Below are 24,606 nucleotides of genomic sequence, written 5' to 3'. Positions count from 1 at the left end.
TGCACAAATTTTTTTGTGCATTTATAATACTCATGATTTGAGGGGTGAAGCAGTTGACAGGTCAACTAGTTCAATACGGACGCCACCGCCAACGAAGAAGTTATGCCCGTATTAGTGAAGTATTAGAGTTACCAAATCTTATCGAAATTCAAACCTCTTCTTATCAGTGGTTTCTTGATGAGGGTTTGCGAGAAATGTTCCAAGACATTTCTCCGATTGAAGACTTTACGGGAAATCTATCGCTTGAATTTATCGACTACAGCTTAGGTGAACCTAAATACTCTGTAGACGAATGCAAAGAGCGTGATGTGACGTATGCAGCACCACTTCGTGTAAAAGTGCGTCTAATCAACAAGGAAACTGGTGAAGTAAAAGAACAAGATGTGTTCATGGGAGATTTCCCACTCATGACAGAGACTGGAACATTCGTAATTAACGGTGCAGAACGTGTTATCGTTTCCCAGTTAGTTCGCTCTCCAAGCGTATACTATAGTGGCAAAGTGGATAAAAACGGAAAACGTGGTTTTACTGCTACTGTAATTCCAAACCGCGGAGCTTGGTTAGAGTATGAGACAGATGCTAAGGATGTTGTATATGTGCGTATTGACCGTACGCGTAAACTTCCTGTAACTGTTTTGTTACGCGCATTAGGGTTTGGCTCTGATCAAGAAATCACCGAGCTTTTAGGTGATAACGAATACTTAAGCAACACATTAGAAAAAGACAACACAGATAGTACAGAAAAAGCATTGCTTGAAATTTATGAGCGTCTACGTCCTGGTGAACCACCAACAGTAGAAAATGCTAAGAGCTTACTTGTGTCTCGTTTCTTCGATCCAAAGCGCTACGATTTAGCAAATGTAGGTCGCTATAAGATCAACAAGAAGTTACACATTAAAAACAGATTGTTTAATCAACGTTTAGCTGAAACATTAGTGGATCCAGAAACTGGTGAAATTTTAGCGGCAGAAGGAACAATCTTAGATCGTCGTACACTTGATCGCATTTTACCTTACTTAGAGAAAAACATTGGATTCAAAACAGCGAAACCAATGGGTGGAGTGGTAGAAGGCGATGTTGAGCTGCAATCTATTAAGATTTATGCTCCTGAGTCGGAAGGCGAACGTGTAATTAATGTAATTGGTAATGCAAATATTACTCGTGATGTGAAACACATCACACCAGGTGATATCCTTGCTTCTATCAGTTACTTCTTCAACCTACTATACAAAGTAGGGGATACAGATGATATTGACCATTTAGGAAACCGTCGTCTGCGTTCTGTTGGAGAACTATTACAAAATCAATTCCGTATCGGTCTTTCTCGTATGGAACGTGTTGTTCGTGAGAGAATGTCGATCCAAGATACAAATGCAATTACACCACAGGCGCTAATTAATATTCGTCCTGTTATTGCATCTATTAAAGAGTTCTTCGGAAGTTCTCAGTTATCTCAGTTCATGGACCAAACAAATCCATTAGCAGAGTTAACTCACAAACGAAGACTATCTGCATTAGGACCTGGTGGTTTAACGCGTGAGCGCGCAGGCTTTGAAGTACGTGACGTTCATTACTCCCACTACGGTCGTATGTGTCCGATTGAAACACCAGAGGGACCAAACATCGGTTTGATTAACTCATTATCTTCGTTCGCGAAAGTAAATGAGTTTGGTTTCATTGAAACACCATATCGTCGTGTTGACCCAGAAACTGGTCTTGTAACAGGGCATGTTGATTATTTAACAGCAGATGAAGAAGATAACTATGTTGTAGCCCAAGCGAATATGAAATTATCTGATGAAGGTGAATTCCTAAGTGAAGATATCGTAGCTCGTTTCCGTGGTGAAAACATTGTCACAAATAGAGAACGCATCGACTACATGGATGTATCTCCAAAACAAGTAGTGTCGGCAGCGACAGCTTGTATTCCGTTCTTAGAAAACGATGACTCTAACCGCGCACTTATGGGAGCGAACATGCAACGTCAGGCGGTTCCGTTAATGAATCCGGAATCTCCGATTGTAGGTACAGGTATGGAGTACGTATCAGCAAAAGACTCAGGTGCTGCAGTAATCTGTAAACATCCTGGTGTTGTTGAGCGCGTAGAAGCACGTGAAGTTTGGGTACGTCGCTATGTAGAAGTTGACGGTCAAACAGTAAAAGGCGACTTAGATCGCTACAAAATGCAAAAATTCATTCGTTCTAACCAAGGAACTTGTTACAACCAACGTCCAATCGTAAGTGTTGGAAATGAAGTTGTAAAAGGTGAAATCCTTGCGGATGGTCCTTCTATGGAATTAGGTGAACTAGCACTTGGACGTAACGTGCTTGTTGGCTTCATGACTTGGGACGGTTATAACTACGAGGATGCGATCATCATGAGTGAGCGCCTTGTAAAAGATGATGTGTACACTTCTATTCATATTGAAGAATATGAATCAGAAGCTCGTGATACGAAGCTTGGACCAGAAGAAATTACACGTGACATTCCAAATGTTGGGGAAGACGCATTACGTAACCTTGACGAGCGCGGTATCATTCGCGTTGGTGCTGAAGTAAAAGATGGAGATTTACTTGTTGGTAAAGTAACACCTAAAGGTGTAACAGAATTAACAGCTGAAGAACGTCTATTACATGCTATCTTTGGAGAAAAAGCGCGTGAAGTACGTGATACATCACTACGTGTACCACACGGTGGTGGCGGTATTATCTTAGACGTAAAAGTATTCAACCGTGAAGATGGCGATGAATTGCCACCAGGCGTGAATCAACTTGTACGTGCATATATCGTTCAAAAACGTAAAATTTCTGAAGGTGACAAGATGGCCGGACGTCACGGTAACAAAGGTGTTATTTCTCGTATTTTACCAGAAGAAGATATGCCTTACTTACCAGACGGTACGCCAATCGATATCATGTTAAACCCATTAGGGGTACCATCTCGTATGAATATCGGTCAGGTATTAGAGCTTCATCTTGGTATGGCAGCAAGATACCTGGGCATTCACATTGCAACACCAGTATTCGATGGTGCTCGTGAGGAAGATGTTTGGGGCACAATTGAAGAAGCTGGTATGGCAAATGACGCGAAAACAATCCTGTATGACGGACGTACTGGTGAACCATTCGATAACCGCGTATCTGTTGGTGTCATGTATATGATCAAACTTGCGCACATGGTTGACGATAAACTTCATGCTCGTTCTACTGGACCATACTCACTTGTAACGCAGCAACCTCTTGGAGGTAAAGCTCAGTTCGGTGGACAGCGTTTCGGTGAGATGGAGGTTTGGGCACTTGAAGCTTACGGTGCTGCTTATACTCTTCAAGAAATCTTAACAGTGAAGTCTGATGATGTTGTTGGACGTGTTAAGACTTATGAAGCAATTGTTAAAGGCGAAAATGTTCCAGAACCAGGCGTTCCTGAATCATTCAAAGTATTGATTAAAGAGCTGCAAAGTTTAGGTATGGACGTTAAAATGATGTCTAGCGACGATACAGAAATTGAAATGCGTGATACAGAAGATGACGATGATCATCAATCAGCAGATAAATTGAATGTCGAAGTTGAGACAACTAAGGAATAATTGGGATAACCTGTAGACTAAAAGGGAGGTAGGCCCCTTGATAGATGTAAATAACTTTGAATATATGAAGATTGGACTTGCTTCACCTGACAAGATTCGTTCTTGGTCATACGGTGAAGTTAAGAAACCAGAAACTATTAACTATCGTACGTTAAAGCCTGAAAAAGATGGCTTGTTCTGTGAGCGTATTTTCGGACCACAAAAGGACTGGGAATGTCATTGCGGAAAATACAAACGTGTACGTTATAAAGGTGTAGTTTGTGATCGATGTGGCGTTGAAGTAACGCGTGCAAAAGTACGTCGTGAACGTATGGGTCATATTGAATTAGCTGCTCCTGTATCTCATATTTGGTATTTCAAAGGTATCCCGAGCCGCATGGGACTTGTCTTAGACATGTCCCCTCGCGCGCTTGAAGAAGTAATTTATTTCGCTTCTTATGTTGTAACAGAAAGTGGAGATACACCACTTGATAAGAAGCAATTACTTTCTGAAAAAGAATACCGTGCATATCGTGATCGATATGGTAGCACATTCCAAGCTGCTATGGGTGCAGAAGCGATTAAAAAGCTACTACAAGACATTGATTTAGATAAAGAAGTAGACTTCTTAAAAGAAGAATTAAAAACAGCACAAGGACAACGCCGTACTCGTGCTATTAAACGTCTAGAAGTATTAGAAGCATTCCGTAACTCTGGAAATGAACCATCTTGGATGATCTTAGATGTTCTACCAGTTATCCCACCAGAACTACGCCCAATGGTACAGTTAGATGGTGGACGTTTTGCTACTTCTGACTTAAACGACTTATATCGTCGTGTAATTAACCGTAACAACCGTTTAAAACGTCTATTGGACCTAGGTGCTCCAAGCATTATCGTTCAAAACGAAAAACGTATGTTACAAGAAGCTGTAGATGCATTAATTGATAATGGTCGTCGTGGCCGTCCAGTAACTGGACCAGGTAACCGTCCATTAAAATCACTATCTCACATGCTTAAAGGTAAACAAGGACGTTTCCGTCAAAACTTATTAGGTAAACGTGTTGACTACTCTGGTCGTTCTGTAATCGTTGTAGGACCGAACTTAAAGATGTACCAATGTGGATTACCGAAAGAAATGGCGCTTGAACTGTTCAAACCTTTTGTTATGAAAGAATTAGTTGGAAAAGGGTTAGCACACAACATTAAGAGTGCGAAACGTAAAATTGAGCGTGTACACCCTGAAGTTTGGGACGTTTTAGAATCTGTGATTAAAGAACATCCAGTACTTCTAAACCGCGCACCAACACTTCACCGTCTTGGTATCCAGGCGTTTGAACCTACATTAGTAGAAGGTCGCGCAATTCGTCTTCACCCACTTGTATGTACTGCATACAACGCGGACTTTGACGGTGACCAAATGGCGGTTCACGTTCCGTTATCATCAGAGGCACAAGCAGAAGCTCGTATTCTTATGTTAGCGGCACAAAACATCTTGAATCCAAAAGACGGAAAACCAGTTGTTACTCCATCTCAGGATATGGTATTAGGTAACTACTACTTAACACTTGAGCGTGAAGGCGCAATCGGTGAAGGTATGGTCTTCAAAGATGCAAACGAAGCAATACTTGCATATCAAAATGGATATGTACATCTGCACACACGTGTTGCAGTTGCTGCAAGTTCAGTAAATAACGTAACGTTTACTGAAGAGCAAAAAGGTAAGCTTCTATTAACAACAGTTGGTAAATTAATATTTAACGAAATCTTACCAGAGTCGTTCCCTTATATTAATGAACCGACAAACTCAAACCTTGAAAAAGAAACACCAGCGGAATATTTCGTTGAAAAAGGTGCGAACATTAAAGAAATTATTGCTAGTCGCGAAGAAGTGGCGCCATTTAGCAAGAAGATCCTTGGTAACATCATTGCGGAAGTGTTCAAACGTTTCCAAATTACAGAAACGTCTCGCATGCTTGACCGTATGAAAAACTTAGGGTTCAAGTACTCTACAAAAGCTGGTATTACAGTTGGGGTATCTGACATTCTTGTATTAGGCGAAAAAGATGAAATTCTCCACGAAGCACAAGCAAAAGTAGATAATGTAATTAAACAATTCCGTCGCGGTTTAATCACGGAAGAAGAACGTTACGATCGCGTTATCTCTATTTGGAGTAATGCAAAAGATGTTATCCAAGGAAAACTGATGAAATCCTTGAATAAACGCAATCCAATCTTCATGATGAGTGACTCAGGTGCCCGTGGTAACGCATCTAACTTTACTCAGCTTGCTGGTATGCGTGGTCTGATGGCCAATCCATCTGGTCGTATCATCGAACTTCCAATCAAATCGAGTTTCCGTGAAGGTTTAACAGTACTTGAGTACTTCATCTCTACGCATGGTGCGCGTAAAGGTCTTGCCGATACAGCACTTAAAACTGCCGATTCTGGTTACTTAACACGTCGTCTTGTAGACGTTGCACAAGATGTAATTGTCCGTGAAGATGATTGTGGAACAGATCGTGGTCTATTAATTGGTGCGATTAAAGAGGGTAATGAAGTAATTGAGTCATTATATGATCGTCTTGTTGGACGTTTTGCAAGAAAAACTGTAAAACATCCTGAAACAGGTGAAGTATTAGTTAGTGAAAACCAATTAATTACTGAAGATATCGCTCATATCGTTGAAAATTCGGGTGTTGAAACTGTAAATATTCGTTCAGCGTTTACGTGTAACACTCGCCATGGTGTATGTAAGAAGTGTTACGGTCGTAACTTAGCAACTGGTACAGACGTAGAAGTAGGAGAAGCGGTAGGTATTATCGCAGCTCAATCTATCGGTGAGCCAGGTACACAGTTAACGATGCGTACATTCCATACAGGTGGGGTTGCCGGAGATGATATCACTCAAGGTTTACCTCGTATCCAAGAGATCTTCGAAGCTCGTAATCCGAAAGGTCAGGCAGTTATCAGTGAAATCGACGGTGTTATCGCAGCGATCAACGATGTTAAAGATCGCCAAGAAGTAGTTGTACAGGGTGAAGTTGAAGCTCGTACGTATGCTATTCCTTACGGTGCTCGTCTGAAAGTAACTCCAGGACAGCCAATTAGCCACGGTAAAGAGTTAACAGAAGGTTCTATTGATCCGAAAGAATTACTAAAAGTAACGGACATTACAGCAGTTCAAGAATACTTATTACGTGAAGTTCAAAAAGTATACCGTATGCAAGGGGTAGAAATTGGTGACAAACACGTAGAGGTAATGGTACGTCAAATGCTACGTAAAGTTCGTGTAAGTGATGCAGGTGAAACAGACGTATTACCAGGAACATTACTAGATATCCATCAGTTTACTGATGCGAATGCGAAGGTGTTACTGAAAGGTAAACAACCAGCGACAGCTAGACCTGTTCTACTTGGTATTACAAAAGCTTCACTTGAAACTGATTCATTCTTATCTGCAGCATCATTCCAAGAAACAACTCGTGTCTTAACTGATGCAGCAATTAAAGGTAAACGTGATGAGCTTCTAGGATTGAAAGAGAACGTTATTATCGGTAAACTTGTTCCTGCTGGAACAGGTATGAATCGTTATCGCAAAGTGGATCTTGTAAAAACAACACAAGATAACATGAATGTAGAAAACGATGAGATTTATGTGGAACAGTAAAATTTTCCGTCGTAAATTTTGTATAAAAACATCTAATCCTAGTTGACATTGTATGAGTCAAAATGTTACTATAATCAAGGTTGCTCCTGAACGATGCTTTGGAGGATATTTATATGTCTTATCAAAAAGTGTCAAATGCTGAAAATGTAGTCGTTGGTCATAAACGCACATTGGAAGCAATCAAAAATGGTATAGTTAAAGAAGTTGTTATTGCAGAAGATGCTGATGTGCGGTTAACCCATGTTATCATTCGCACTGCTTTGCAACATAACATACCCATAACAAAGGTTGAATCAGTTCGTAAGCTTGGAAAAGTTTCGGGGATTCAAGTGGGAGCTTCAGCAATAGGAATAATAAGTTAAAACTGTTTTTGTGAGGAGAGAGCATTTGCTCTTCCTTGCAAAAACTTTGTTTTCAACTAATAATGAACCACCTGGATATGTGGTCATACAAACATGCGAAGGGAGGATAATCAAATGCCTACTATTAACCAATTAGTGAGAAATGGTCGTACTGATAAAGTATGGAAATCTAAATCACCTGCGTTAAACAAAGGATTTAACTCTTTAAAGAAAAAATCAACTGATATCTCTGCACCTCAAAAACGTGGTGTATGTACTCGTGTTGGTACAATGACTCCAAAGAAACCTAACTCAGCGTTACGTAAATACGCTCGTGTACGTTTAACAAACGGTATTGAAGTTACAGCTTACATCCCAGGTATCGGTCATAACTTACAAGAGCATAGCGTAGTATTAATTCGCGGTGGTCGAGTAAAGGATTTACCAGGGGTACGTTACCACATCGTTCGTGGAGCGCTTGATACAGCTGGTGTTGACAAACGTATGCAAGGACGTTCTAAATATGGTACTAAGCGACCAAAACCTGCTAAAAAATAATAAACTTATAATGAAAGGAGGAACTCAATATGCCTCGTAAAGGACCTGTTGCGAAACGTGACGTGTTACCAGATCCAATGTACAATTCTAAGCTAGTAACACGCCTTATCAACAAAATGATGGTTGACGGTAAAAAAGGTAAATCTCAAACAATTCTTTATAACGCTTTCGATATCGTTCGTGAACGTTCAGATAAAGAACCAATGGAAGTATTCGAGCAAGCTCTTAAGAACATCATGCCTGTTCTTGAAGTACGCGCTCGTCGTGTTGGTGGTGCTAACTACCAAGTTCCAGTTGAGGTTCGTCCAGAACGCCGTACAACTTTAGGTCTTCGCTGGTTAGTAAACTATGCTCGTCTTCGTGGTGAAAAAACTATGGAAGAGCGTCTAGCTTACGAAATCTTAGATGCAGCTAACAACGCTGGTGCATCTGTTAAGAAACGTGAAGACACTCATAAAATGGCAGAAGCTAACAAAGCATTTGCTCATTACCGTTGGTAGGATTCAACGTAAAATAAATGTATGCATAAACCGCTTTATTTGTCGCTTATGGAAGTGTGGAGAGGGAGAATGCCTCTCCCTTTCGTTGGGCGCTCGTTTTACATAATGAGGGTACTGGACACTGGCATATGTAACAATATAAAGTGGCTTTTTTGCTACTTAAAATAAAAAATCCAATCCATATATGGAAGGAGCAAGACACCAAATGACAAGAGAGTTCTCTTTAGAAAACACTCGTAATATTGGTATCATGGCTCACATCGATGCTGGTAAAACAACAGCAACTGAGCGTATTCTGTATTACACAGGACGTATTCATAAAATCGGTGAAACTCATGAAGGTGCATCTCAGATGGACTGGATGGAGCAAGAGCAAGAGCGTGGTATCACAATTACTTCTGCTGCAACTACAGCTCAATGGAAAGGTCACCGTGTAAACATCATTGATACTCCAGGACACGTAGACTTCACAGTAGAAGTAGAACGTTCTTTACGCGTACTTGATGGTGCGGTAGCAGTACTTGATGCACAATCTGGTGTAGAACCACAAACAGAAACTGTTTGGCGTCAGGCTACTACTTACGGTGTACCTCGTATCGTATTCGTTAACAAAATGGATAAGATCGGTGCAGATTTCTTATACTCTGTAGGAACAATCCACGATCGTTTACAAGCAAACGCACATCCAATTCAGTTACCAATCGGTGCTGAAGATGAGTTCAATGGTATCATTGACCTTGTTGAAGAGTGTGCTTACATGTACGGTAACGATTTAGGAACAGACATCGAGCGTGTCGAAATTCCTGAAGAGCACAAAGAACTAGCTGAAGAATACCGTGGAAAGCTTATTGAAGCGGTAGCTGAGCTTGATGAAGAAATGATGATGAAGTACCTAGAAGGTGAAGAAATCACTGTAGAAGAGCTTAAAGCTGGTATCCGTAAGGCTACAACTTCTGTAGAATTCTTCCCAGTAATCTGTGGTTCTGCATTCAAAAACAAAGGTGTTCAAATTCTGTTAGACGCAGTTATCGACTACCTACCATCTCCATTAGATGTACCTGCTATTAAAGGTACTCTTCCGGATACAGATGAAGAAGTAGAACGTAAGTCTAGCGATGAAGAACCATTCGCAGCTTTAGCATTCAAAATCATGACTGACCCTTATGTTGGTAAGTTAACGTTCTTCCGTGTGTACTCTGGTGTGTTAAACTCTGGATCATACGTGAAAAACTCAACTAAAGGTAAGCGTGAGCGTGTAGGACGTATCCTACAAATGCACGCTAACAGCCGTGAAGAGATTTCAACAGTTTACGCTGGTGATATCGCTGCTGCTGTAGGTTTAAAAGATACTACTACTGGTGATACTCTTTGTGACGAGAAGAGCCTTGTTATCCTTGAGTCTATGGAATTCCCAGAGCCAGTTATCTCTGTAGCTATCGAACCAAAATCTAAAGCTGACCAAGATAAAATGGGTACAGCATTATCTAAGCTTTCTGAAGAAGATCCAACATTCCGTGCTCACACTGACCAAGAAACTGGCCAAACTATCATCGCTGGTATGGGTGAACTTCACCTTGATATCATCGTTGACCGTATGCGCCGTGAATTCAAAGTCGAAGCAAACGTTGGTGCTCCTCAGGTAGCATACCGTGAAACTTTCCGCGCTGCTGCGAAAGTTGAAGGTAAGTTTGCTCGTCAATCTGGTGGACGTGGACAATTCGGTCACGTTTGGATTGAGTTTGCACCTAACGAAGAAGGTAAAGGATTTGAATTCGAAAACAAAATCGTCGGCGGTGTAGTTCCACGTGAATACATCCCAGCTGTTGGAGCGGGTCTTGAAGACTCACTTAAAAATGGTGTACTAGCTGGTTACCCACTAGTTGACATTAAAGCAGCATTAGTTGACGGTTCTTACCATGATGTCGATTCATCTGAGATGGCGTTCAAAATCGCTGCATCTATGGCACTTAAAGCTGCGGTTTCTAAATGTAACCCAGTAATTCTTGAGCCAATGATGAAAGTTGAAGTTGTAATTCCTGAAGAGTACATGGGAGACATCATGGGTGACGTAACATCTCGTCGTGGACGTGTAGAAGGTATGGAAGCTCGCGGTAACGCACAAGTTGTTCGCGCTATGGTTCCACTTTCTGAAATGTTCGGTTATGCGACAGCATTACGTTCTAACACTCAAGGACGCGGAACATTCTCAATGACATTTGATCATTATGAAGAAGTACCGAAGTCTGTTTCAGAAGAAATTATTAAAAAAAATAAAGGCGAATAATTGATTTTTATCAATTGTTCGAGTATAACTACTTATGTAAGCTTAGAAAGTGGGACGTAAGTTTCGCTTTCTAGTCTAAATATAAAATAACCTATATAAACTAAGGAGGAATTTAGAATGGCTAAAGCTAAATTCGAACGTTCTAAACCCCATGTTAACATCGGTACAATCGGCCACGTTGACCATGGTAAAACTACATTAACTGCTGCGATCACTACAGTTCTTGCAAAAGCTGGTGGTGCTGAAGCACGCGGATACGATCAAATCGACGCTGCTCCAGAAGAAAGAGAGCGCGGAATCACAATCTCAACTGCACACGTTGAGTACGAAACTGAAACTCGTCACTATGCACACGTTGACTGCCCAGGTCACGCTGACTATGTTAAAAACATGATCACTGGTGCTGCTCAAATGGACGGCGGTATCTTAGTAGTATCTGCTGCTGATGGCCCAATGCCTCAAACACGTGAGCACATCCTTCTTTCTCGTCAAGTAGGTGTTCCTTACATCGTTGTATTCTTAAACAAATGCGACATGGTAGACGACGAAGAATTATTAGAATTAGTAGAAATGGAAGTTCGTGACCTATTATCTGAATACGGATTCCCAGGCGACGACATTCCTGTAATCAAAGGTTCTGCTCTTAAAGCTCTTCAAGGAGAAGCTGATTGGGAAGCAAAAATCATTGAATTAATGACTGAAGTTGATGCTTACATCCCAACTCCAGAACGTGAAACTGACAAACCATTCTTAATGCCTATCGAGGATGTATTCTCTATCACAGGTCGTGGTACAGTTGCAACTGGTCGTGTAGAGCGCGGAATCGTTAAAGTTGGTGACGTAGTAGAAATCATCGGTCTTGCTGAAGAGAATGCTTCTACAACTGTAACTGGTGTAGAAATGTTCCGTAAACTTCTTGATCAAGCTCAAGCTGGAGACAACATCGGTGCTCTTCTTCGTGGGGTTGCTCGTGAAGACATCCAACGTGGACAAGTTCTTGCTAAAACTGGCTCTGTAAAAGCACACGCTAAATTCAAAGCTGAAGTTTTCGTATTATCTAAAGAAGAAGGTGGACGTCACACTCCATTCTTCGCTAACTACCGTCCTCAGTTCTACTTCCGTACAACTGACGTAACTGGTATCATCCAATTACCAGAAGGTACTGAAATGGTAATGCCTGGTGACAACATCGAAATGACTATCGAACTTATCGCTCCAATCGCTATCGAAGAGGGAACTAAATTCTCTATTCGTGAAGGTGGACGTACAGTAGGTTACGGTGTAGTTGCTACTATCGTTGAGTAATCTTAGCTGATATAAAAAAACCTAAGGGATTTTCCCTTAGGTTTTTTGTTTGCGTTTATATAAAGAAGAAGAGTGTGTTTTTTTGTTTTGACGAGTTTCTTCTATAGTAATATAAAAACAACAAAAGATAATCCAGAAACTGTAAAACGAATTCTGTTAGATGAAAACTTGAAATTCTTTAAAGTGCCATGTATAATAGCAAAAGTAGAGAAAAGCAGATGCAAACAAAAAGATGCTTGCATCTAGACGAATAACATTGTATAATAGACAATGTTGGTCTTTGACTGCGATGAAGTGGAAGGTTGCTGACACACCCGGCCGCTTTGCCATGGCATGGTGTGGGGAAATTTCCATGGAGAAGGTCTATTTTAGAAATAGGCGAACGAAGGAGGGAAAATAATGGCAAAAGAAAAAATTCGTATCCGTTTAAAAGCTTATGATCACCGTATTCTTGATCAATCAGCTGAGAAAATTGTAGAAACAGCTAAGCGTTCTGGGGCAACAGTTTCTGGTCCGATCCCATTACCAACTGAGAAGACTATTTACACAATTCTTCGTGCTGTTCATAAGTACAAAGATTCTCGTGAGCAATTCGAAATGCGCACACACAAACGTTTAATCGATATCGTGAGTCCTACTCCACAAACAGTAGATTCATTAATGCGTTTAGACTTACCGTCTGGTGTAGATATCGAAATCAAACTATAAATTATATAACTTAAAAATGTAGGAGGTGTAACTCATGACCAAAGGAATCTTAGGAAGAAAGATCGGTATGACTCAAGTATTTGCTGAGAACGGTGAGTTAATCCCAGTAACAGTTATCGCTGCTAATCCAAACGTTGTTCTTCAAAAGAAAACAACTGAAACTGATGGCTACAATGCAATCCAGTTAGGATTTGAAGATAAACGTGAAAAGTTAACTAACAAACCTGAACAAGGCCACACTGCTAAAGCATCTACAACTCCTAAGCGCTTCATTCGCGAAATCCGCGATGCAGACGTGGACGGATTAGAGGTTGGTCAAGAGGTAAAAGTTGAAGTTTTCGCTGCAGGTGAAATCGTTGACGTAACAGGAATTTCTAAAGGTAAAGGTTTCCAAGGTGTTATCAAACGCCACGGACAATCTCGCGGACCTATGTCTCATGGTTCTCGCTATCACCGTCGTCCAGGTTCAATGGGCCCAGTTGCTCCGAACCGTGTATTCAAAGGCAAAAAACTTGCTGGACGTATGGGTGGAGACCAAGTTACTATCCAAAACTTAGAAATCGTTCAAGTTGACACTGAGCGCAACTTATTACTAGTAAAAGGTAACGTTCCAGGTGCTAAGAAATCTCTTGTAGTTGTTCAAGGCGCTGTGAAGGTTAGCAAATAATTCACAATAGGAAGGAGGAATTCCAATGCCAAAAGTTACTGTATATAACCAAACTGGTTCACAGGTTGGTGAAATCGAATTAGCTGAAGCTATTTTCGGTATCGAACCAAATGAAGCTGTACTTTTCGAAGCTGTAATGATGCAACGTGCATCTTTACGTCAAGGTACACACAAAGTAAAAACTCGCTCTGAAGTTCGCGGTGGTGGTCGTAAACCATGGCGTCAAAAAGGAACTGGACGTGCTCGTCAAGGGTCTATCCGCTCTCCTCAATGGCGTGGTGGTGGTACGGTATTCGGACCTACACCAAGAAGCTATGCGTACAAACTTCCTAAGAAAGTTCGTCGTTTAGCAATCAAATCTGCATTAGCTACTAAAGTAGTTGAGAACAACATTGTAGTTCTTGAAGACCTAGTGTTAAATGCACCAAAAACAAAAGACATGCTAGCAGTACTTAAAGGATTAACTGTTGAGAAGAAAGCTCTTATCGTAACTGCTGATGCAAACGAATCTGTAGAGTTATCTGCTCGCAATATCCCTGGAGTAACAGTAATCACTGCTGATGGCGTAAACGTTTTAGACGTGCTTCATCATGATAAGCTAATCATGACAAAAGCGGCAGTGGAAAAAGTAGAGGAGGTGCTTGCATAATGAGAGATCCTCGTGATATCATTAAGCGCCCAGTTATCACTGAACGTTCTATGGAAATGATGGCTGAAAAAAAATACACGTTCGATGTGGACGTTAAATCTAATAAAACAGAAGTTAAAGATGCTCTTGAAGCGATCTTTGGTGTTAAAGTAGAAAAAGTGAACATCATGAACTACAAGCCGAAAGCAAAACGCGTTGGTCGTCACGCTGGTTTTACTAGCCGTCGTCGTAAAGCAATCGTTAAGCTAACTGCTGACAGCAAAGAAATCGAAATCTTCCAAGGCGTTTAATTCTTACTAAAGAAGGAGGGAAATTGAGATGGGAATTAAAAAGTATAATCCAACTACTAACGGTCGTCGTAATATGACTACGAATGATTTCGCTGAAATCACGACTGACAGACCCGAAAAGTCATTACTTGCTCCTTTAAGCAAGAAGGCTGGTCGTAATAACCAAGGTAAAATTACTGTACGTCATCAAGGTGGCGGACATAAGCGTCAATACCGTATCATCGACTTTAAGCGTAACAAAGATGGAATTCCAGGACGCGTTGCTACGATCGAATACGATCCAAACCGCTCTGCGAATATCGCATTAATTAACTACGTTGACGGTGAAAAACGTTACATTCTTGCTCCTAAATCTTTAGAAGTAGGTATGGAAGTTATGTCTGGCCCAGAAGCTGACATCAAAATCGGTAACGCATTACCATTAATCAACATTCCAGTAGGTACTGTTGTTCATAACATCGAGCTTAAGCCTGGTCGTGGCGGACAATTAGTTCGTTCTGCTGGTACATCTGCTCAAGTACTTGGTAAAGAAGGTAAATACGTACTTGTACGTTTAACTTCTGGTGAAGTACGTCTTGTATTATCTGCTTGTCGCGCTTCAATCGGTCAAGTAGGTAACGAACAACACGAACTTATCAAAATCGGTAAAGCAGGTCGCTCTCGCTGGTTAGGTAAACGCCCAACAGTTCGTGGTTCTGTAATGAACCCGGTTGATCACCCACACGGTGGTGGTGAAGGACGTTCTCCAATCGGACGTAAGTCTCCAATGTCTCCATGGGGTAAACCAACTCTTGGATTCAAGACTCGTAAGAAAAACAAAGCGTCTGACAAATTCATCGTTCGTCGTCGTAAAAAATAATGGGATTGTAGTACGGTTCATTTCTAGAACCGTACGCCAATCACGAAGGGAGGCACCAAAATGGCTCGTAGCTTAAAAAAAGGACCATTTGTCGATGATCACTTAATGAGCAAAATGGAAAAATTAGTTGCATCTGAGCAAAAACAAGTTGTTAAAACTTGGTCTCGCCGTTCAACAATCTTCCCTCAGTTCATCGGACACACAATCGCTGTATATGATGGTCGTAAACACGTACCTGTGTACATCACTGAGGATATGGTTGGCCATAAGTTAGGTGAATTCGCACCAACTCGTACGTATAAAGGTCACCTTGCTGACGATAAGAAAACTAGAAGATAATGAGAGGAGGCACTTCAATGCAAGCTAAAGCAGTAGCGAGAACAGTTCGTATTGCTCCTCGTAAAGTTCGTTTAGTAGTAGACTTAATCCGAGGTAAGCAAGTGGGTGAAGCGATTGCTATCCTTAACCACACACCAAAAACTGCTTCTCCAGTTGTAGAAAAAGTTTTAAAATCTGCAATCGCAAATGCAGAGCACAATTATGAGATGGACATTAACAACCTAGTTGTTGAAAAAGTCTTCGTTGACGAAGGTCCAACGTTGAAACGTTTCCGTCCACGTGCAATGGGTCGTGCAAGCCAAATTAACAAACGCACAAGCCACATTACAGTTGTGGTATCAGAAAAGAAGGAGGGATAATCGATGGGTCAAAAGGTTAATCCAATTGGTCTTCGTGTCGGTGTTATCCGTGACTGGGAATCTCGTTGGTTCGCTGAGAAAGATTACGCTACATTATTACATGAAGACATCAAAATCCGTGAGTACATTAATGTACGCTTAAAAGATTCTGCTGTTGCTAAAGTAGAAATCGAACGTGCAGCAAATCGTGTAAATGTTACAATTCACACTGCAAAACCTGGTATGGTAATTGGTAAAGGTGGTACTGAAGTTGAAGCACTTCGTAAAGCTCTTAACCAATTAACAGGCAAGCGTGTACACATCAACATTTTAGAAGTTAAGAGAGCTGATCTTAACGCTAAATTAGTAGGCGAAAACATCGCTCGTCAATTAGAAAACCGTGTATCATTCCGTCGTGCACAAAAGCAAGTTATTCAACGTGCTATGCGTGCAGGTGCTAAAGGTATTAAAACACAGGTTTCTGGTCGTCTTGGCGGAGCTGATATCGCTCGTGCAGAATCTTACAGTGAAGGAACTGTTCCACTTCATACACTTCGCGCTGATATTGACTATGCAGCAGTTGAAGCTGATACAACATACGGTAAATTAGGCGTAAAAGTATGGATCTACCGTGGAGAAGTCCTTCCTACAAAAAAGAAAGCTTCTGAGGAAGGAGGAAAATAATATGTTAATGCCAAAACGCGTAAAATATCGTAGAGAGCATCGTGGTAAAATGCGTGGTCGTGCTAAAGGTGGAACTGAAGTTGCTTTCGGTGAATTCGGTTTACAAGCACAAGCTGCTTCATGGATTACAAACCGTCAAATCGAAGCTGCTCGTCGTGCAATGACTCGTTACATGAAACGTGGCGGTAAAGTATGGATTAAAATTTTCCCTTCTAAACCTTACACTGCAAAACCTCTAGAAGTACGTATGGGTTCCGGTAAAGGGGCACCAGAAGGCTGGGTAGCAGTAGTAAAACCTGGGAAAATTATGTTCGAAATCGCGGGTGTATCTGAAGAGGTAGCACGCGAAGCATTACGTCTTGCAGCTCACAAGTTACCTGTGAAATGTAAATTCGTAAAACGTGAAGAAAATGGTGGTGAATCTAATGAAAACTAATGATATTCGTGAATTAACCACTGCCGAAATCGAAACAAAAGTTAAAGCTTTAAAGGAAGAGTTGTTTAATCTTCGCTTCCAACTTGCTACAGGACAATTAGAGAATCCAACTCGCATTCGTGAAGTGCGTAAAGCAATTGCTCGTATGAAAACTGTAGTTCGTGAAAGAGAGATCGGAATTAATCGATAAATTGAGGGGAGGTTTGCATAGTGAGCGAACGTAACCAACGCAAAGTTTATACTGGTCGTGTAGTGTCTGACAAAATGGACAAAACGATTACAGTTTTAGTTGAAACTTACAAAACTCATTCCTTGTACGGAAAACGTGTTAAGTATTCTAAGAAGTACAAAGCCCATGATGAGCAAAACCAAGCGAAACTTGGCGATATCGTTAAAATCATGGAAACTCGCCCGCTTTCTGCTACTAAGCGTTTCCGTTTAGTTGAAATCGTTGAAGAAGCGGTTATTATCTAAATAGACGAATCGGAATTTTTAGTCCGAAGGGAGGTTTCATAACATGATCCAACAAGAATCTCGTTTGAAAGTTGCTGACAACTCTGGTGCACGTGAACTTTTAACAATTAAAGTATTAGGCGGCTCTGGTCGTAAATATGCTAACATTGGTGACATTATCGTTGCTACGGTAAAACAAGCAACACCAGGTGGCGTTGTTAAAAAAGGTGACGTTGTTAAAGCAGTAGTAGTACGTACGAAGAGCGGAGCTCGTCGTCCGGACGGTTCTTACATCAAATTTGATGAAAACGCAGCGGTTATCATTAAAGACGATAAGAGCCCACGTGGTACTCGTATCTTCGGACCAGTAGCTCGTGAATTACGTGATAGCAACTTCATGAAGATCGTTTCTTTAGCTCCAGAAGTTCTATAATTTAAGGTATTGCCTTGCTAAGGAGGTGCAGAATTAAGATGCATGTAAAAAAAGGTGATAAAGTACAGGTAATCACTGGTAAAGACAAAGGAAAACAAGGCGTTATCCTTGTGGCTTTCCCAAAGCAAAACCGTGTTATCGTTGAGGGTGTTAACATCGTTAAAAAACACTCTAAGCCATCTCAATTAAATCCACAAGGTGGAATTATTACTAAAGAAGCACCTATTCACGTTTCTAACGTTATGATTTTAGATCCGAAAACAGGTGAACCTACTCGCGTAGGCTTCAAAGTAGAAGATGGTAAAAAAGTTCGTATTGCAAAAAAATCTGGTGAATTATTAGATAAATAATTTTCTTAAGAAAGGAGGTCACTTCATTGAATCGCCTTAAAGAGAAGTTCCAAAAGGAAATTACTCCTGCTCTAGTGAGCAAGTTTAACTATAAATCTGTGATGGAAGTACCGAAAATCGAAAAGATCGTAATCAACACTGGTGTTGGTGACGCGGTATCTAACTCAAAAGCTTTAGACAATGCAGTAGAAGAATTAACACAAATCGCAGGTCAAAAACCTGTTGTAACTCGTGCTAAAAAATCAATCGCTGGTTTCCGTCTTCGTGAAGGTATGCCAATCGGTGCGAAAGTAACTTTACGCGGCGAGCAAATGTATGAGTTCTTCGACAAATTAGTATCGGTTTCTTTACCACGTGTACGTGATTTCCGTGGTGTTTCTAAGAAATCATTCGATGGTCGTGGGAACTACACATTAGGTGTTAAAGAGCAACTTATCTTCCCTGAGATTGATTATGATAAAGTAAGCAAAGTACGCGGTATGGACATCGTAATCGTTACTACAGCGAAAACTGATGAAGAAGCTCGTGAACTTTTAACACAATTCGGTATGCCATTCCAAAAATAATGGAAGCCAACGCTAAGTAGAGGAGGCGAAAACGTGGCTAAAAAATCTATGATAGCGAAACAAAAGCGTACTCCTAAGTTTAAAGTACAAGAGTATACACGTTGCGAACGCTGCGGTCGTCCGCATTCTGTATACCGCAAATTTAAACTTTGCCGTATTTGTTTCCGTGAACTTGCATATAAAGGTCAAATTCCTGGTGTTAAAAAAGCTAGTTGGTAAAACCCACAAATGGGAAGGAGGTAAAACACATGGTGATGACAGATCCAATTGCAGACATGCTTACTCGCATCCGTAATGCGAACATGGTACGTCATGAGAAATTAGAGGTTCCTGCTTCTAAAATCAAAAAAGAGATCGCTGAACTTTTAAAACGTGAAGGTTTCATTCGTGATGTAGAATACATCGAGGATAACAAACAAGGTATCCTTCGTATTTTCCTGAAATATGGTGCAAACAATGAACGTGTAATCACTGGATTAAAACGTATCAGTAAACCTGGCTTACGCGTTTACGCTAAAGCTGACGAAGTACCACGTGTACTTAACGGATTAGGTATCGCTCTTGTTTCTACATCTAAGGGAGTAATGACAGACAAAGACGCTCGTCAATTACAAACTGGTGGAGAAGTAGTAGCATACGTTTGGTAATATATATTTAAAACGAACGGAGGTGTGACCACATGTCTCGTATTGGTAAAAAGATTCTTGAAATCCCTGCAGGTGTTACTATTACAATTGCAGAAGACAATACTGTAACAGTAAAAGGCCCTAAAGGTGAATTAACTCGTAAATTCAATGCTGATATGTCTATCAAAATTGAAGAAAATACACTAACAGTTGAGCGTCCATCTGAACAGAAGGAACACCGTGCATTACACGGTACAACTCGTGCTTTAATCGGAAACATGGTTGAAGGTGTAACTGCAGGTTTCGCACGCGGACTTGAATTAGTCGGTGTTGGTTACCGTGCTCAAAAACAAGGAGATAAACTTGTTTTAAGCGTAGGTTATTCTCATCCAGTAGAAATGACTCCGGAAGCAGGTCTTGAAGTTGAAGTACCTGCACCAACTAAAATCGTAATTAAAGGTATCGACAAGCAACGTGTTGGCGAATTTGCTGCTAACATCCGTGCTGTACGTGCTCCTGAGCCTTACAAAGGTAAAGGTATTCGTTACGAAGGCGAAGTTGTTCGTCGTAAAGAAGGTAAAACTGCTAAGTAAACCCGTTAGGTGAGAGAAAGGAGTGACAAGAAAATGATCACTAAAGCTGATAAAAATGCGACTCGTAAGAAAAGACATGCACGTGTACGTGCTAAACTTACTGGTACTGCAGAGCGTCCACGTTTAAACGTGTTCCGTTCTAACCAACATATTTACGCTCAAGTTATTGATGATGTGAATGGTGTAACGTTAGTAAGTGCATCTACTCTTGATAAAGACCTTGCTCTTAACGGTACTAGCAATACTGAAGCTGCTACGAAAGTTGGAGAATCAGTTGCTAAGCGTGCTGTAGAGAAAGGCGTTAAAGAAGTAGTATTTGATCGCGGTGGTTACTTATACCATGGCCGTGTTAAAGCTCTAGCTGAAGCTGCTCGTGAGGCTGGATTACAATTTTAATGGTCAAAGGAGGGAAAATTGATGCATCGCATTGACCCAAGTAAATTAGAACTTGAAGAACGTGTAGTTACGATAAATCGTGTCGCGAAAGTTGTTAAGGGTGGTCGTCGTTTCCGCTTTGCTGCACTAGTTGTAGTTGGCGATAAAAACGGTCATGTTGGATTCGGTACTGGTAAAGCACAAGAGGTACCAGACGCAATCCGCAAAGCTATCGAAGACGCTAAGAAAAACTTAATCGCTGTACCATTAGTTGGTACAACAATTCCACACACAATCAACGGTCACTTTGGAGCTGGTGAAGTATTCTTAAAACCTGCTGCTGAAGGTACTGGTGTTATTGCTGGTGGACCTGTTCGTGCGGTACTTGAATTAGCTGGTGTACAAGATATTCTTTCGAAATCTCTTGGTTCTAACACACCAATCAACATGATTCGCGCTACTGTGAACGGATTAAGCGAACTTAAGCGCGCTGAAGATGTTGCAAAATTACGCGGTAAATCTGTAGAAGAGCTACTAGGTTAAGGAGGGAAAACAAATGGCGAAAAAGTTAGAAATTACCCTCACTCGTAGTGTAATTGGTCGTCCACAAGATCAACGTGCGACGGTAGAAGCTTTAGGTCTTAAAAAGTTGAATTCAACTGTAGTTAAGGAAGAAACTCCTGCTATTCTTGGTATGATCAACAAAGTTTCTCACCTTTTAACTGTAAAAGAAGCTTAAGGATAACTCATTAATATAAGGAGGTGCCTGGGAATGAAACTTCATGAATTAAAACCTGCAGAAGGTTCTCGTAAAGTACGTAACCGTGTCGGTCGTGGTATCGGTTCTGGTAACGGTAAAACTGCTGGTAAAGGTCATAAAGGACAAAACGCACGTTCTGGTGGCGGTGTTCGTCTTGGCTTCGAAGGTGGTCAAACTCCATTATTCCGTCGTTTACCAAAACGCGGCTTCACAAACATTAACCGTAAAGAGTTTACTATTGTAAACTTATCAACGTTAAATCGTTTTGAAGATGGTACAGAAGTAACACCTGAATTATTGCTGGAAACTGGCGTTATCAGCAAGTTAAACGACGGTGTTAAAATTCTTGCAAGCGGAGCAGTAGAGAAAAAACTAACTGTTAAAGCGCACAAGTTCTCTTCAAGTGCTAAAGAAGCAATTGAAGCAGCTGGCGGATCAGTTGAGGTGATCTAATGTTTCGTACAATCTCCAACTTTATGCGCGTTGCTGAGATAAGACGTAAAATATTATTCACTTTAGCGATGTTAATCGTATTCAGGATTGGCACGTTTATCCCAGTGCCATTTACAAATGGAGACGTACTGAAAGCACAAGACCAATTAAATGCTTTAGGTATTCTAAATACATTTGGCGGTGGCGCCTTGAAAAACTTCTCCATCTTTGCGATGGGAATCATGCCGTATATTACAGCATCCATCATCGTGCAATTATTGCAGATGGATGTTGTTCCTAAATTTTCGGAATGGTCGAAGCAAGGTGAAATGGGCCGTCGTAAACTAACGCAATTCACGCGTTACTTTACAATTGTTCTTGCGTTTATTCAGGGGTTTGGTATGTCAATCGGTTTTAACGGTATGGTAGGTGGGCAATTAATTTTGAATCCTGGTTGGAGCACTTATTTATACATTGCTACGGTACTGACTGCTGGTACTGCATTTTTAATGTGGTTAGGCGAACAGATTACAGCTAAAGGTGTGGGTAATGGTATTTCCATCCTTATCTTTGGCGGTATTGCTGCAGCGATCCCAAGTGTTATATCTCAAGTGTATCAACAACAGTTTCAAAATATCGGAGATCAATTGTTCATGAGTATCGTTAAAGTTGCATTGATTTTACTAGCTGTGCTAGCAGTTATTGTTGGTGTTATTTTCATTCAACAAGCTGTTAGAAAGATCCCAATTCAATACGCGAAGCGTGTAACAGGAGGGAATGGGAATCATGCTGGAGCACAAAACACACATTTACCGCTTAAGGTAAATAGTGCGGGTGTTATTCCAGTCATTTTTGCTGTTTCATTCTTAATTACGCCTCCAACTATTGCACAGTTCTTCCCGAAACATGATGTATCGCAGTGGATTATTGCAAACTTTAACTATTCTCACCCAGTGGGAATGATCATATATGTTGCGCTCATTGTAGCCTTCACATATTTCTATGCGTTTGTTCAGGTTAATCCAGAGCAAATGTCAGAGAATCTAAACAAGCAAGGTGGATATGTTCCAGGTATTCGTCCGGGTAAGAATACAGAACAATATCTAACAAAAATCTTGTATCGTTTGACCTTTGTAGGATCAATTTTCCTAGCAGCGATTGCAATCTTACCAGTTATCTTTACGAAATTGGGAAATCTTCCTCCATCTGCACAGATTGGTGGAACGAGTATGTTAATCGTTGTCGGCGTTGCTTTAGAAACAATGAAGCAGCTAGAAAGCCAACTGGTAAAACGCCATTACAAAGGGTTTATCAAGCAGTGAGTAAGTGGGAAGAACCATCTTCCCTACATGCTCATGTACTGAGGGGGAACAAGGATGAACTTAATTTTAATGGGGCTTCCTGGTGCTGGTAAAGGTACACAAGCCGAACAGATTGTAGCCAAGTATAACATCCCTCACATTTCAACAGGAGATATGTTCCGTGCAGCTATGAAGGCTGAAACTGAAATGGGTCTACAAGCAAAATCTTTTATTGATAAAGGTGCACTTGTTCCAGATGAAGTTACAATCGGAATTGTTCGTGAACGTTTAAGTCAAGAAGACTGCGTAAGAGGTTTCTTACTAGACGGTTTCCCACGAACTGTTGCACAAGCATCAGCTCTTGAAGAGATTATGAAAGATCTTGGCAAAAAAATCGACTATGTTTTAAACATTAATGTGGATTCAGGGTTGTTATTAAAACGCCTTACAGGCCGTCGCATTTGTAAAGAGTGCGGTGCGACTTACCACTTAGAATTCAATCCACCAGCAACAGCTGATGTGTGCGATAAATGTGGTGGCGAATTATACCAACGCTCTGATGACAATGAAGAAACTGTAGCAAATCGTTTAGATGTGAATATTAAGCAAACAAAACCTTTGCTTGATTTCTACGACGAGCTTGGTTACTTAAAAAGCATTAATGGTGAGCAAGATATCAATAAAGTATTTGCTGATATCGATGTTCTCATCGGAGGCTTAGCGTAATGATCATCTGCAAAACTCCTCGCGAGATAGAAATCATGCGAGAAGCTGGCAGAATCGTTGCTTTAACTCATCAAGAGTTGAAACAGCACATTACTCCAGGAATTACAACGAAAGAGCTCGATCAAATAGCGGAAAAGACGATTCAAAAATATGGTGCTACGCCATCTTTTAAAGGATACAACGGATTTCCGGGGAGCATATGTGCTTCTGTAAATGAAGAGCTTGTACACGGAATTCCAGGAAAGCGCAAGCTCAAAGAGGGCGATATCATCAGTATCGATATTGGTGCGAAATACAATGGGTACCATGGAGATTCTGCATGGACGTATCCAGTTGGAAACATTTCTGAATCTGTTCAAAAGCTACTTGATGTCACAGAAAAATCGTTGTATCTTGGTCTAGAACAAGTAAAACCAGGCGAGAGATTATCAAATATCTCACATGCGGTTCAAACCCATGCTGAAGAGAATGGATTCTCGATCGTTAGGGAGTATGTTGGTCACGGAATCGGGCAAGACTTACATGAGGACCCTCAAATCCCGCACTATGGTCCACCAAATAGAGGCCCTAGATTAAAGCCGGGAATGGTCATCTGTGTTGAGCCGATGGTGAATCAAGGAAGACGATATGTAAAAACACTATCTGATGACTGGACAGTGGTAACGGTAGATGGTAAATGGTGTGCCCATTTTGAGCACACGATTGCTCTTACAGAAGCAGGATACGAAATCCTTACCACTTTATAAGTAGCTGGCTCTCCGGGATTTCAGAGCAGTGTAAAATGTTACTGATTTGAA

Annotated in this window: 31 protein-coding genes; all 31 read left to right on the top strand. The window is 40.9% G+C overall.

Features of this window, described 5'->3' with window-relative positions:
* Positions 1-53: 53 nt before the first annotated feature.
* The 31 genes from rpoB to map all read left to right on the top strand — a co-directional run bounded on the left by rpoB (position 54) and on the right by map (position 24,555).
* A complete protein-coding gene (gene rpoB, locus AC1Q51_RS26770) occupies positions 54-3,587 on the top strand; it encodes a DNA-directed RNA polymerase subunit beta (RefSeq protein WP_000147553.1) in 3,534 nt (1,177 codons plus the stop codon).
* A gap of 37 nt (positions 3,588-3,624) precedes the next feature.
* On the top strand, positions 3,625-7,236 hold the full coding sequence (gene rpoC, locus AC1Q51_RS26765; protein WP_000567943.1) for a DNA-directed RNA polymerase subunit beta': 3,612 nt from the start codon (positions 3,625-3,627) through the stop codon (positions 7,234-7,236).
* Between the two features lie 113 nt (positions 7,237-7,349).
* On the top strand, positions 7,350-7,598 hold the full coding sequence (locus AC1Q51_RS26760) for a 50S ribosomal protein L7ae-like protein (RefSeq protein WP_000121833.1): 249 nt from the start codon (positions 7,350-7,352) through the stop codon (positions 7,596-7,598).
* Positions 7,599-7,712: 114 nt separating this feature from the next.
* Complete coding sequence (gene rpsL / locus AC1Q51_RS26755) at positions 7,713-8,135, top strand: 30S ribosomal protein S12 (RefSeq protein WP_001142341.1); 423 nt, start codon at positions 7,713-7,715, stop codon at positions 8,133-8,135.
* 29 nt (positions 8,136-8,164) lie between these two features.
* Positions 8,165-8,635, top strand: a complete 471-nt coding sequence (gene rpsG / locus AC1Q51_RS26750) for a 30S ribosomal protein S7 (protein ID WP_001137492.1) — start codon at positions 8,165-8,167, stop codon at positions 8,633-8,635.
* Between the two features lie 205 nt (positions 8,636-8,840).
* Positions 8,841-10,919 (top strand): elongation factor G, encoded by a 2,079-nt coding sequence (fusA, locus tag AC1Q51_RS26745; RefSeq protein WP_000196384.1) that lies wholly within the window; start codon positions 8,841-8,843, stop codon positions 10,917-10,919.
* Positions 10,920-11,036: 117 nt separating this feature from the next.
* Entirely contained in the window at positions 11,037-12,224 is a 1,188-nt protein-coding gene (tuf, locus tag AC1Q51_RS26740; RefSeq protein WP_001029617.1) for an elongation factor Tu, read from the top strand.
* 399 nt (positions 12,225-12,623) lie between these two features.
* Positions 12,624-12,932, top strand: coding sequence for a 30S ribosomal protein S10 (gene rpsJ / locus AC1Q51_RS26735; RefSeq protein ID WP_001040595.1), 309 nt, complete (start codon positions 12,624-12,626; stop codon positions 12,930-12,932).
* A 34-nt stretch (positions 12,933-12,966) separates the two neighbouring features.
* A complete protein-coding gene (gene rplC / locus AC1Q51_RS26730) occupies positions 12,967-13,599 on the top strand; it encodes a 50S ribosomal protein L3 (protein ID WP_000160209.1) in 633 nt (210 codons plus the stop codon).
* 25 nt (positions 13,600-13,624) lie between these two features.
* Positions 13,625-14,248, top strand: coding sequence for a 50S ribosomal protein L4 (gene rplD, locus AC1Q51_RS26725; RefSeq protein ID WP_001127258.1), 624 nt, complete (start codon positions 13,625-13,627; stop codon positions 14,246-14,248).
* A complete protein-coding gene (rplW, locus tag AC1Q51_RS26720; RefSeq protein ID WP_001205558.1) occupies positions 14,248-14,538 on the top strand; it encodes a 50S ribosomal protein L23 in 291 nt (96 codons plus the stop codon). Before rplD ends, rplW begins: the two co-directional genes overlap by 1 nt.
* A 28-nt stretch (positions 14,539-14,566) precedes the next feature.
* A complete protein-coding gene (gene rplB, locus AC1Q51_RS26715; protein WP_000511583.1) occupies positions 14,567-15,397 on the top strand; it encodes a 50S ribosomal protein L2 in 831 nt (276 codons plus the stop codon).
* Between the two features lie 60 nt (positions 15,398-15,457).
* Complete coding sequence (gene rpsS / locus AC1Q51_RS26710; protein ID WP_000124454.1) at positions 15,458-15,736, top strand: 30S ribosomal protein S19; 279 nt, start codon at positions 15,458-15,460, stop codon at positions 15,734-15,736.
* Positions 15,737-15,753: 17 nt separating this feature from the next.
* Positions 15,754-16,095: a 50S ribosomal protein L22 gene (gene rplV, locus AC1Q51_RS26705; RefSeq protein WP_001148024.1), complete on the top strand. Its 342-nt coding sequence runs from the start codon at positions 15,754-15,756 to the stop codon at positions 16,093-16,095.
* 3 nt (positions 16,096-16,098) lie between these two features.
* On the top strand, positions 16,099-16,758 hold the full coding sequence (rpsC, locus tag AC1Q51_RS26700; RefSeq protein WP_000529956.1) for a 30S ribosomal protein S3: 660 nt from the start codon (positions 16,099-16,101) through the stop codon (positions 16,756-16,758).
* Between the two features lies 1 nt (position 16,759).
* Positions 16,760-17,194, top strand: coding sequence for a 50S ribosomal protein L16 (gene rplP, locus AC1Q51_RS26695; protein WP_000928971.1), 435 nt, complete (start codon positions 16,760-16,762; stop codon positions 17,192-17,194).
* On the top strand, positions 17,184-17,384 hold the full coding sequence (rpmC, locus tag AC1Q51_RS26690) for a 50S ribosomal protein L29 (RefSeq protein ID WP_000855718.1): 201 nt from the start codon (positions 17,184-17,186) through the stop codon (positions 17,382-17,384). Before rplP ends, rpmC begins: the two co-directional genes overlap by 11 nt.
* 20 nt (positions 17,385-17,404) lie before the next feature.
* Positions 17,405-17,668 carry a 30S ribosomal protein S17 gene (rpsQ, locus tag AC1Q51_RS26685; RefSeq protein WP_000004106.1) on the top strand — a complete coding sequence of 88 codons (264 nt, stop codon included), beginning with the start codon at positions 17,405-17,407 and terminating at the stop codon, positions 17,666-17,668.
* A gap of 43 nt (positions 17,669-17,711) precedes the next feature.
* Entirely contained in the window at positions 17,712-18,080 is a 369-nt protein-coding gene (gene rplN, locus AC1Q51_RS26680) for a 50S ribosomal protein L14 (RefSeq protein WP_000615912.1), read from the top strand.
* A gap of 38 nt (positions 18,081-18,118) precedes the next feature.
* A complete protein-coding gene (gene rplX / locus AC1Q51_RS26675) occupies positions 18,119-18,430 on the top strand; it encodes a 50S ribosomal protein L24 (protein ID WP_000558200.1) in 312 nt (103 codons plus the stop codon).
* A gap of 26 nt (positions 18,431-18,456) precedes the next feature.
* Entirely contained in the window at positions 18,457-18,996 is a 540-nt protein-coding gene (rplE, locus tag AC1Q51_RS26670; RefSeq protein ID WP_001080829.1) for a 50S ribosomal protein L5, read from the top strand.
* A 33-nt stretch (positions 18,997-19,029) separates the two neighbouring features.
* On the top strand, positions 19,030-19,215 hold the full coding sequence (gene rpsN, locus AC1Q51_RS26665) for a 30S ribosomal protein S14 (RefSeq protein ID WP_001085700.1): 186 nt from the start codon (positions 19,030-19,032) through the stop codon (positions 19,213-19,215).
* A gap of 29 nt (positions 19,216-19,244) precedes the next feature.
* Positions 19,245-19,643, top strand: a complete 399-nt coding sequence (rpsH, locus tag AC1Q51_RS26660) for a 30S ribosomal protein S8 (protein ID WP_000245511.1) — start codon at positions 19,245-19,247, stop codon at positions 19,641-19,643.
* A gap of 32 nt (positions 19,644-19,675) precedes the next feature.
* On the top strand, positions 19,676-20,215 hold the full coding sequence (gene rplF / locus AC1Q51_RS26655) for a 50S ribosomal protein L6 (RefSeq protein WP_000086551.1): 540 nt from the start codon (positions 19,676-19,678) through the stop codon (positions 20,213-20,215).
* Between the two features lie 33 nt (positions 20,216-20,248).
* Positions 20,249-20,611 carry a 50S ribosomal protein L18 gene (gene rplR, locus AC1Q51_RS26650; protein WP_000628818.1) on the top strand — a complete coding sequence of 121 codons (363 nt, stop codon included), beginning with the start codon at positions 20,249-20,251 and terminating at the stop codon, positions 20,609-20,611.
* 21 nt (positions 20,612-20,632) lie between these two features.
* On the top strand, positions 20,633-21,133 hold the full coding sequence (gene rpsE, locus AC1Q51_RS26645) for a 30S ribosomal protein S5 (RefSeq protein WP_000554646.1): 501 nt from the start codon (positions 20,633-20,635) through the stop codon (positions 21,131-21,133).
* A 13-nt stretch (positions 21,134-21,146) separates the two neighbouring features.
* A complete protein-coding gene (rpmD, locus tag AC1Q51_RS26640) occupies positions 21,147-21,329 on the top strand; it encodes a 50S ribosomal protein L30 (RefSeq protein ID WP_001085233.1) in 183 nt (60 codons plus the stop codon).
* A 33-nt stretch (positions 21,330-21,362) separates the two neighbouring features.
* On the top strand, positions 21,363-21,803 hold the full coding sequence (gene rplO, locus AC1Q51_RS26635; RefSeq protein WP_000766083.1) for a 50S ribosomal protein L15: 441 nt from the start codon (positions 21,363-21,365) through the stop codon (positions 21,801-21,803).
* Positions 21,803-23,104, top strand: a complete 1,302-nt coding sequence (gene secY / locus AC1Q51_RS26630; RefSeq protein WP_000490118.1) for a preprotein translocase subunit SecY — start codon at positions 21,803-21,805, stop codon at positions 23,102-23,104. Before rplO ends, secY begins: the two co-directional genes overlap by 1 nt.
* A gap of 54 nt (positions 23,105-23,158) precedes the next feature.
* Positions 23,159-23,809 (top strand): adenylate kinase, encoded by a 651-nt coding sequence (locus tag AC1Q51_RS26625; RefSeq protein WP_001048997.1) that lies wholly within the window; start codon positions 23,159-23,161, stop codon positions 23,807-23,809.
* On the top strand, positions 23,809-24,555 hold the full coding sequence (map, locus tag AC1Q51_RS26620; protein ID WP_000582539.1) for a type I methionyl aminopeptidase: 747 nt from the start codon (positions 23,809-23,811) through the stop codon (positions 24,553-24,555). Before AC1Q51_RS26625 ends, map begins: the two co-directional genes overlap by 1 nt.
* Positions 24,556-24,606: the final 51 nt, after the last annotated feature.

The sequence above is a fragment of the Bacillus sp. MT94 genome (assembly GCF_058792475.1).
The sequence above is the reverse complement of the archived record's forward strand: the minus strand, read 5'-3'. Positions and strand labels throughout refer to the sequence as shown.

What these genes read in the sequence shown, in the direction of transcription:
- AC1Q51_RS26760 (WP_000121833.1), top strand. Translation starts at nt 7,350, where the DNA reads ATGTCTTATCAAAAAGTGTCAAATGCTGAAAATGTAGTCGTTGGTCAT.
- rpsL (WP_001142341.1), top strand. Translation starts at nt 7,713, where the DNA reads ATGCCTACTATTAACCAATTAGTGAGAAATGGTCGTACTGATAAAGTA.
- rpsG (WP_001137492.1), top strand. Translation starts at nt 8,165, where the DNA reads ATGCCTCGTAAAGGACCTGTTGCGAAACGTGACGTGTTACCAGATCCA.
- fusA (WP_000196384.1), top strand. Translation starts at nt 8,841, where the DNA reads ATGACAAGAGAGTTCTCTTTAGAAAACACTCGTAATATTGGTATCATG.
- tuf (WP_001029617.1), top strand. Translation starts at nt 11,037, where the DNA reads ATGGCTAAAGCTAAATTCGAACGTTCTAAACCCCATGTTAACATCGGT.
- rpsJ (WP_001040595.1), top strand. Translation starts at nt 12,624, where the DNA reads ATGGCAAAAGAAAAAATTCGTATCCGTTTAAAAGCTTATGATCACCGT.
- rplC (WP_000160209.1), top strand. Translation starts at nt 12,967, where the DNA reads ATGACCAAAGGAATCTTAGGAAGAAAGATCGGTATGACTCAAGTATTT.
- rplD (WP_001127258.1), top strand. Translation starts at nt 13,625, where the DNA reads ATGCCAAAAGTTACTGTATATAACCAAACTGGTTCACAGGTTGGTGAA.
- rplW (WP_001205558.1), top strand. Translation starts at nt 14,248, where the DNA reads ATGAGAGATCCTCGTGATATCATTAAGCGCCCAGTTATCACTGAACGT.
- rplB (WP_000511583.1), top strand. Translation starts at nt 14,567, where the DNA reads ATGGGAATTAAAAAGTATAATCCAACTACTAACGGTCGTCGTAATATG.
- rpsS (WP_000124454.1), top strand. Translation starts at nt 15,458, where the DNA reads ATGGCTCGTAGCTTAAAAAAAGGACCATTTGTCGATGATCACTTAATG.
- rplV (WP_001148024.1), top strand. Translation starts at nt 15,754, where the DNA reads ATGCAAGCTAAAGCAGTAGCGAGAACAGTTCGTATTGCTCCTCGTAAA.
- rpsC (WP_000529956.1), top strand. Translation starts at nt 16,099, where the DNA reads ATGGGTCAAAAGGTTAATCCAATTGGTCTTCGTGTCGGTGTTATCCGT.
- rplP (WP_000928971.1), top strand. Translation starts at nt 16,760, where the DNA reads ATGTTAATGCCAAAACGCGTAAAATATCGTAGAGAGCATCGTGGTAAA.
- rpmC (WP_000855718.1), top strand. Translation starts at nt 17,184, where the DNA reads ATGAAAACTAATGATATTCGTGAATTAACCACTGCCGAAATCGAAACA.
- rplN (WP_000615912.1), top strand. Translation starts at nt 17,712, where the DNA reads ATGATCCAACAAGAATCTCGTTTGAAAGTTGCTGACAACTCTGGTGCA.
- rplX (WP_000558200.1), top strand. Translation starts at nt 18,119, where the DNA reads ATGCATGTAAAAAAAGGTGATAAAGTACAGGTAATCACTGGTAAAGAC.
- rpsH (WP_000245511.1), top strand. Translation starts at nt 19,245, where the DNA reads ATGGTGATGACAGATCCAATTGCAGACATGCTTACTCGCATCCGTAAT.
- rplF (WP_000086551.1), top strand. Translation starts at nt 19,676, where the DNA reads ATGTCTCGTATTGGTAAAAAGATTCTTGAAATCCCTGCAGGTGTTACT.
- rplR (WP_000628818.1), top strand. Translation starts at nt 20,249, where the DNA reads ATGATCACTAAAGCTGATAAAAATGCGACTCGTAAGAAAAGACATGCA.
- rpsE (WP_000554646.1), top strand. Translation starts at nt 20,633, where the DNA reads ATGCATCGCATTGACCCAAGTAAATTAGAACTTGAAGAACGTGTAGTT.
- rpmD (WP_001085233.1), top strand. Translation starts at nt 21,147, where the DNA reads ATGGCGAAAAAGTTAGAAATTACCCTCACTCGTAGTGTAATTGGTCGT.
- rplO (WP_000766083.1), top strand. Translation starts at nt 21,363, where the DNA reads ATGAAACTTCATGAATTAAAACCTGCAGAAGGTTCTCGTAAAGTACGT.
- secY (WP_000490118.1), top strand. Translation starts at nt 21,803, where the DNA reads ATGTTTCGTACAATCTCCAACTTTATGCGCGTTGCTGAGATAAGACGT.
- AC1Q51_RS26625 (WP_001048997.1), top strand. Translation starts at nt 23,159, where the DNA reads ATGAACTTAATTTTAATGGGGCTTCCTGGTGCTGGTAAAGGTACACAA.
- map (WP_000582539.1), top strand. Translation starts at nt 23,809, where the DNA reads ATGATCATCTGCAAAACTCCTCGCGAGATAGAAATCATGCGAGAAGCT.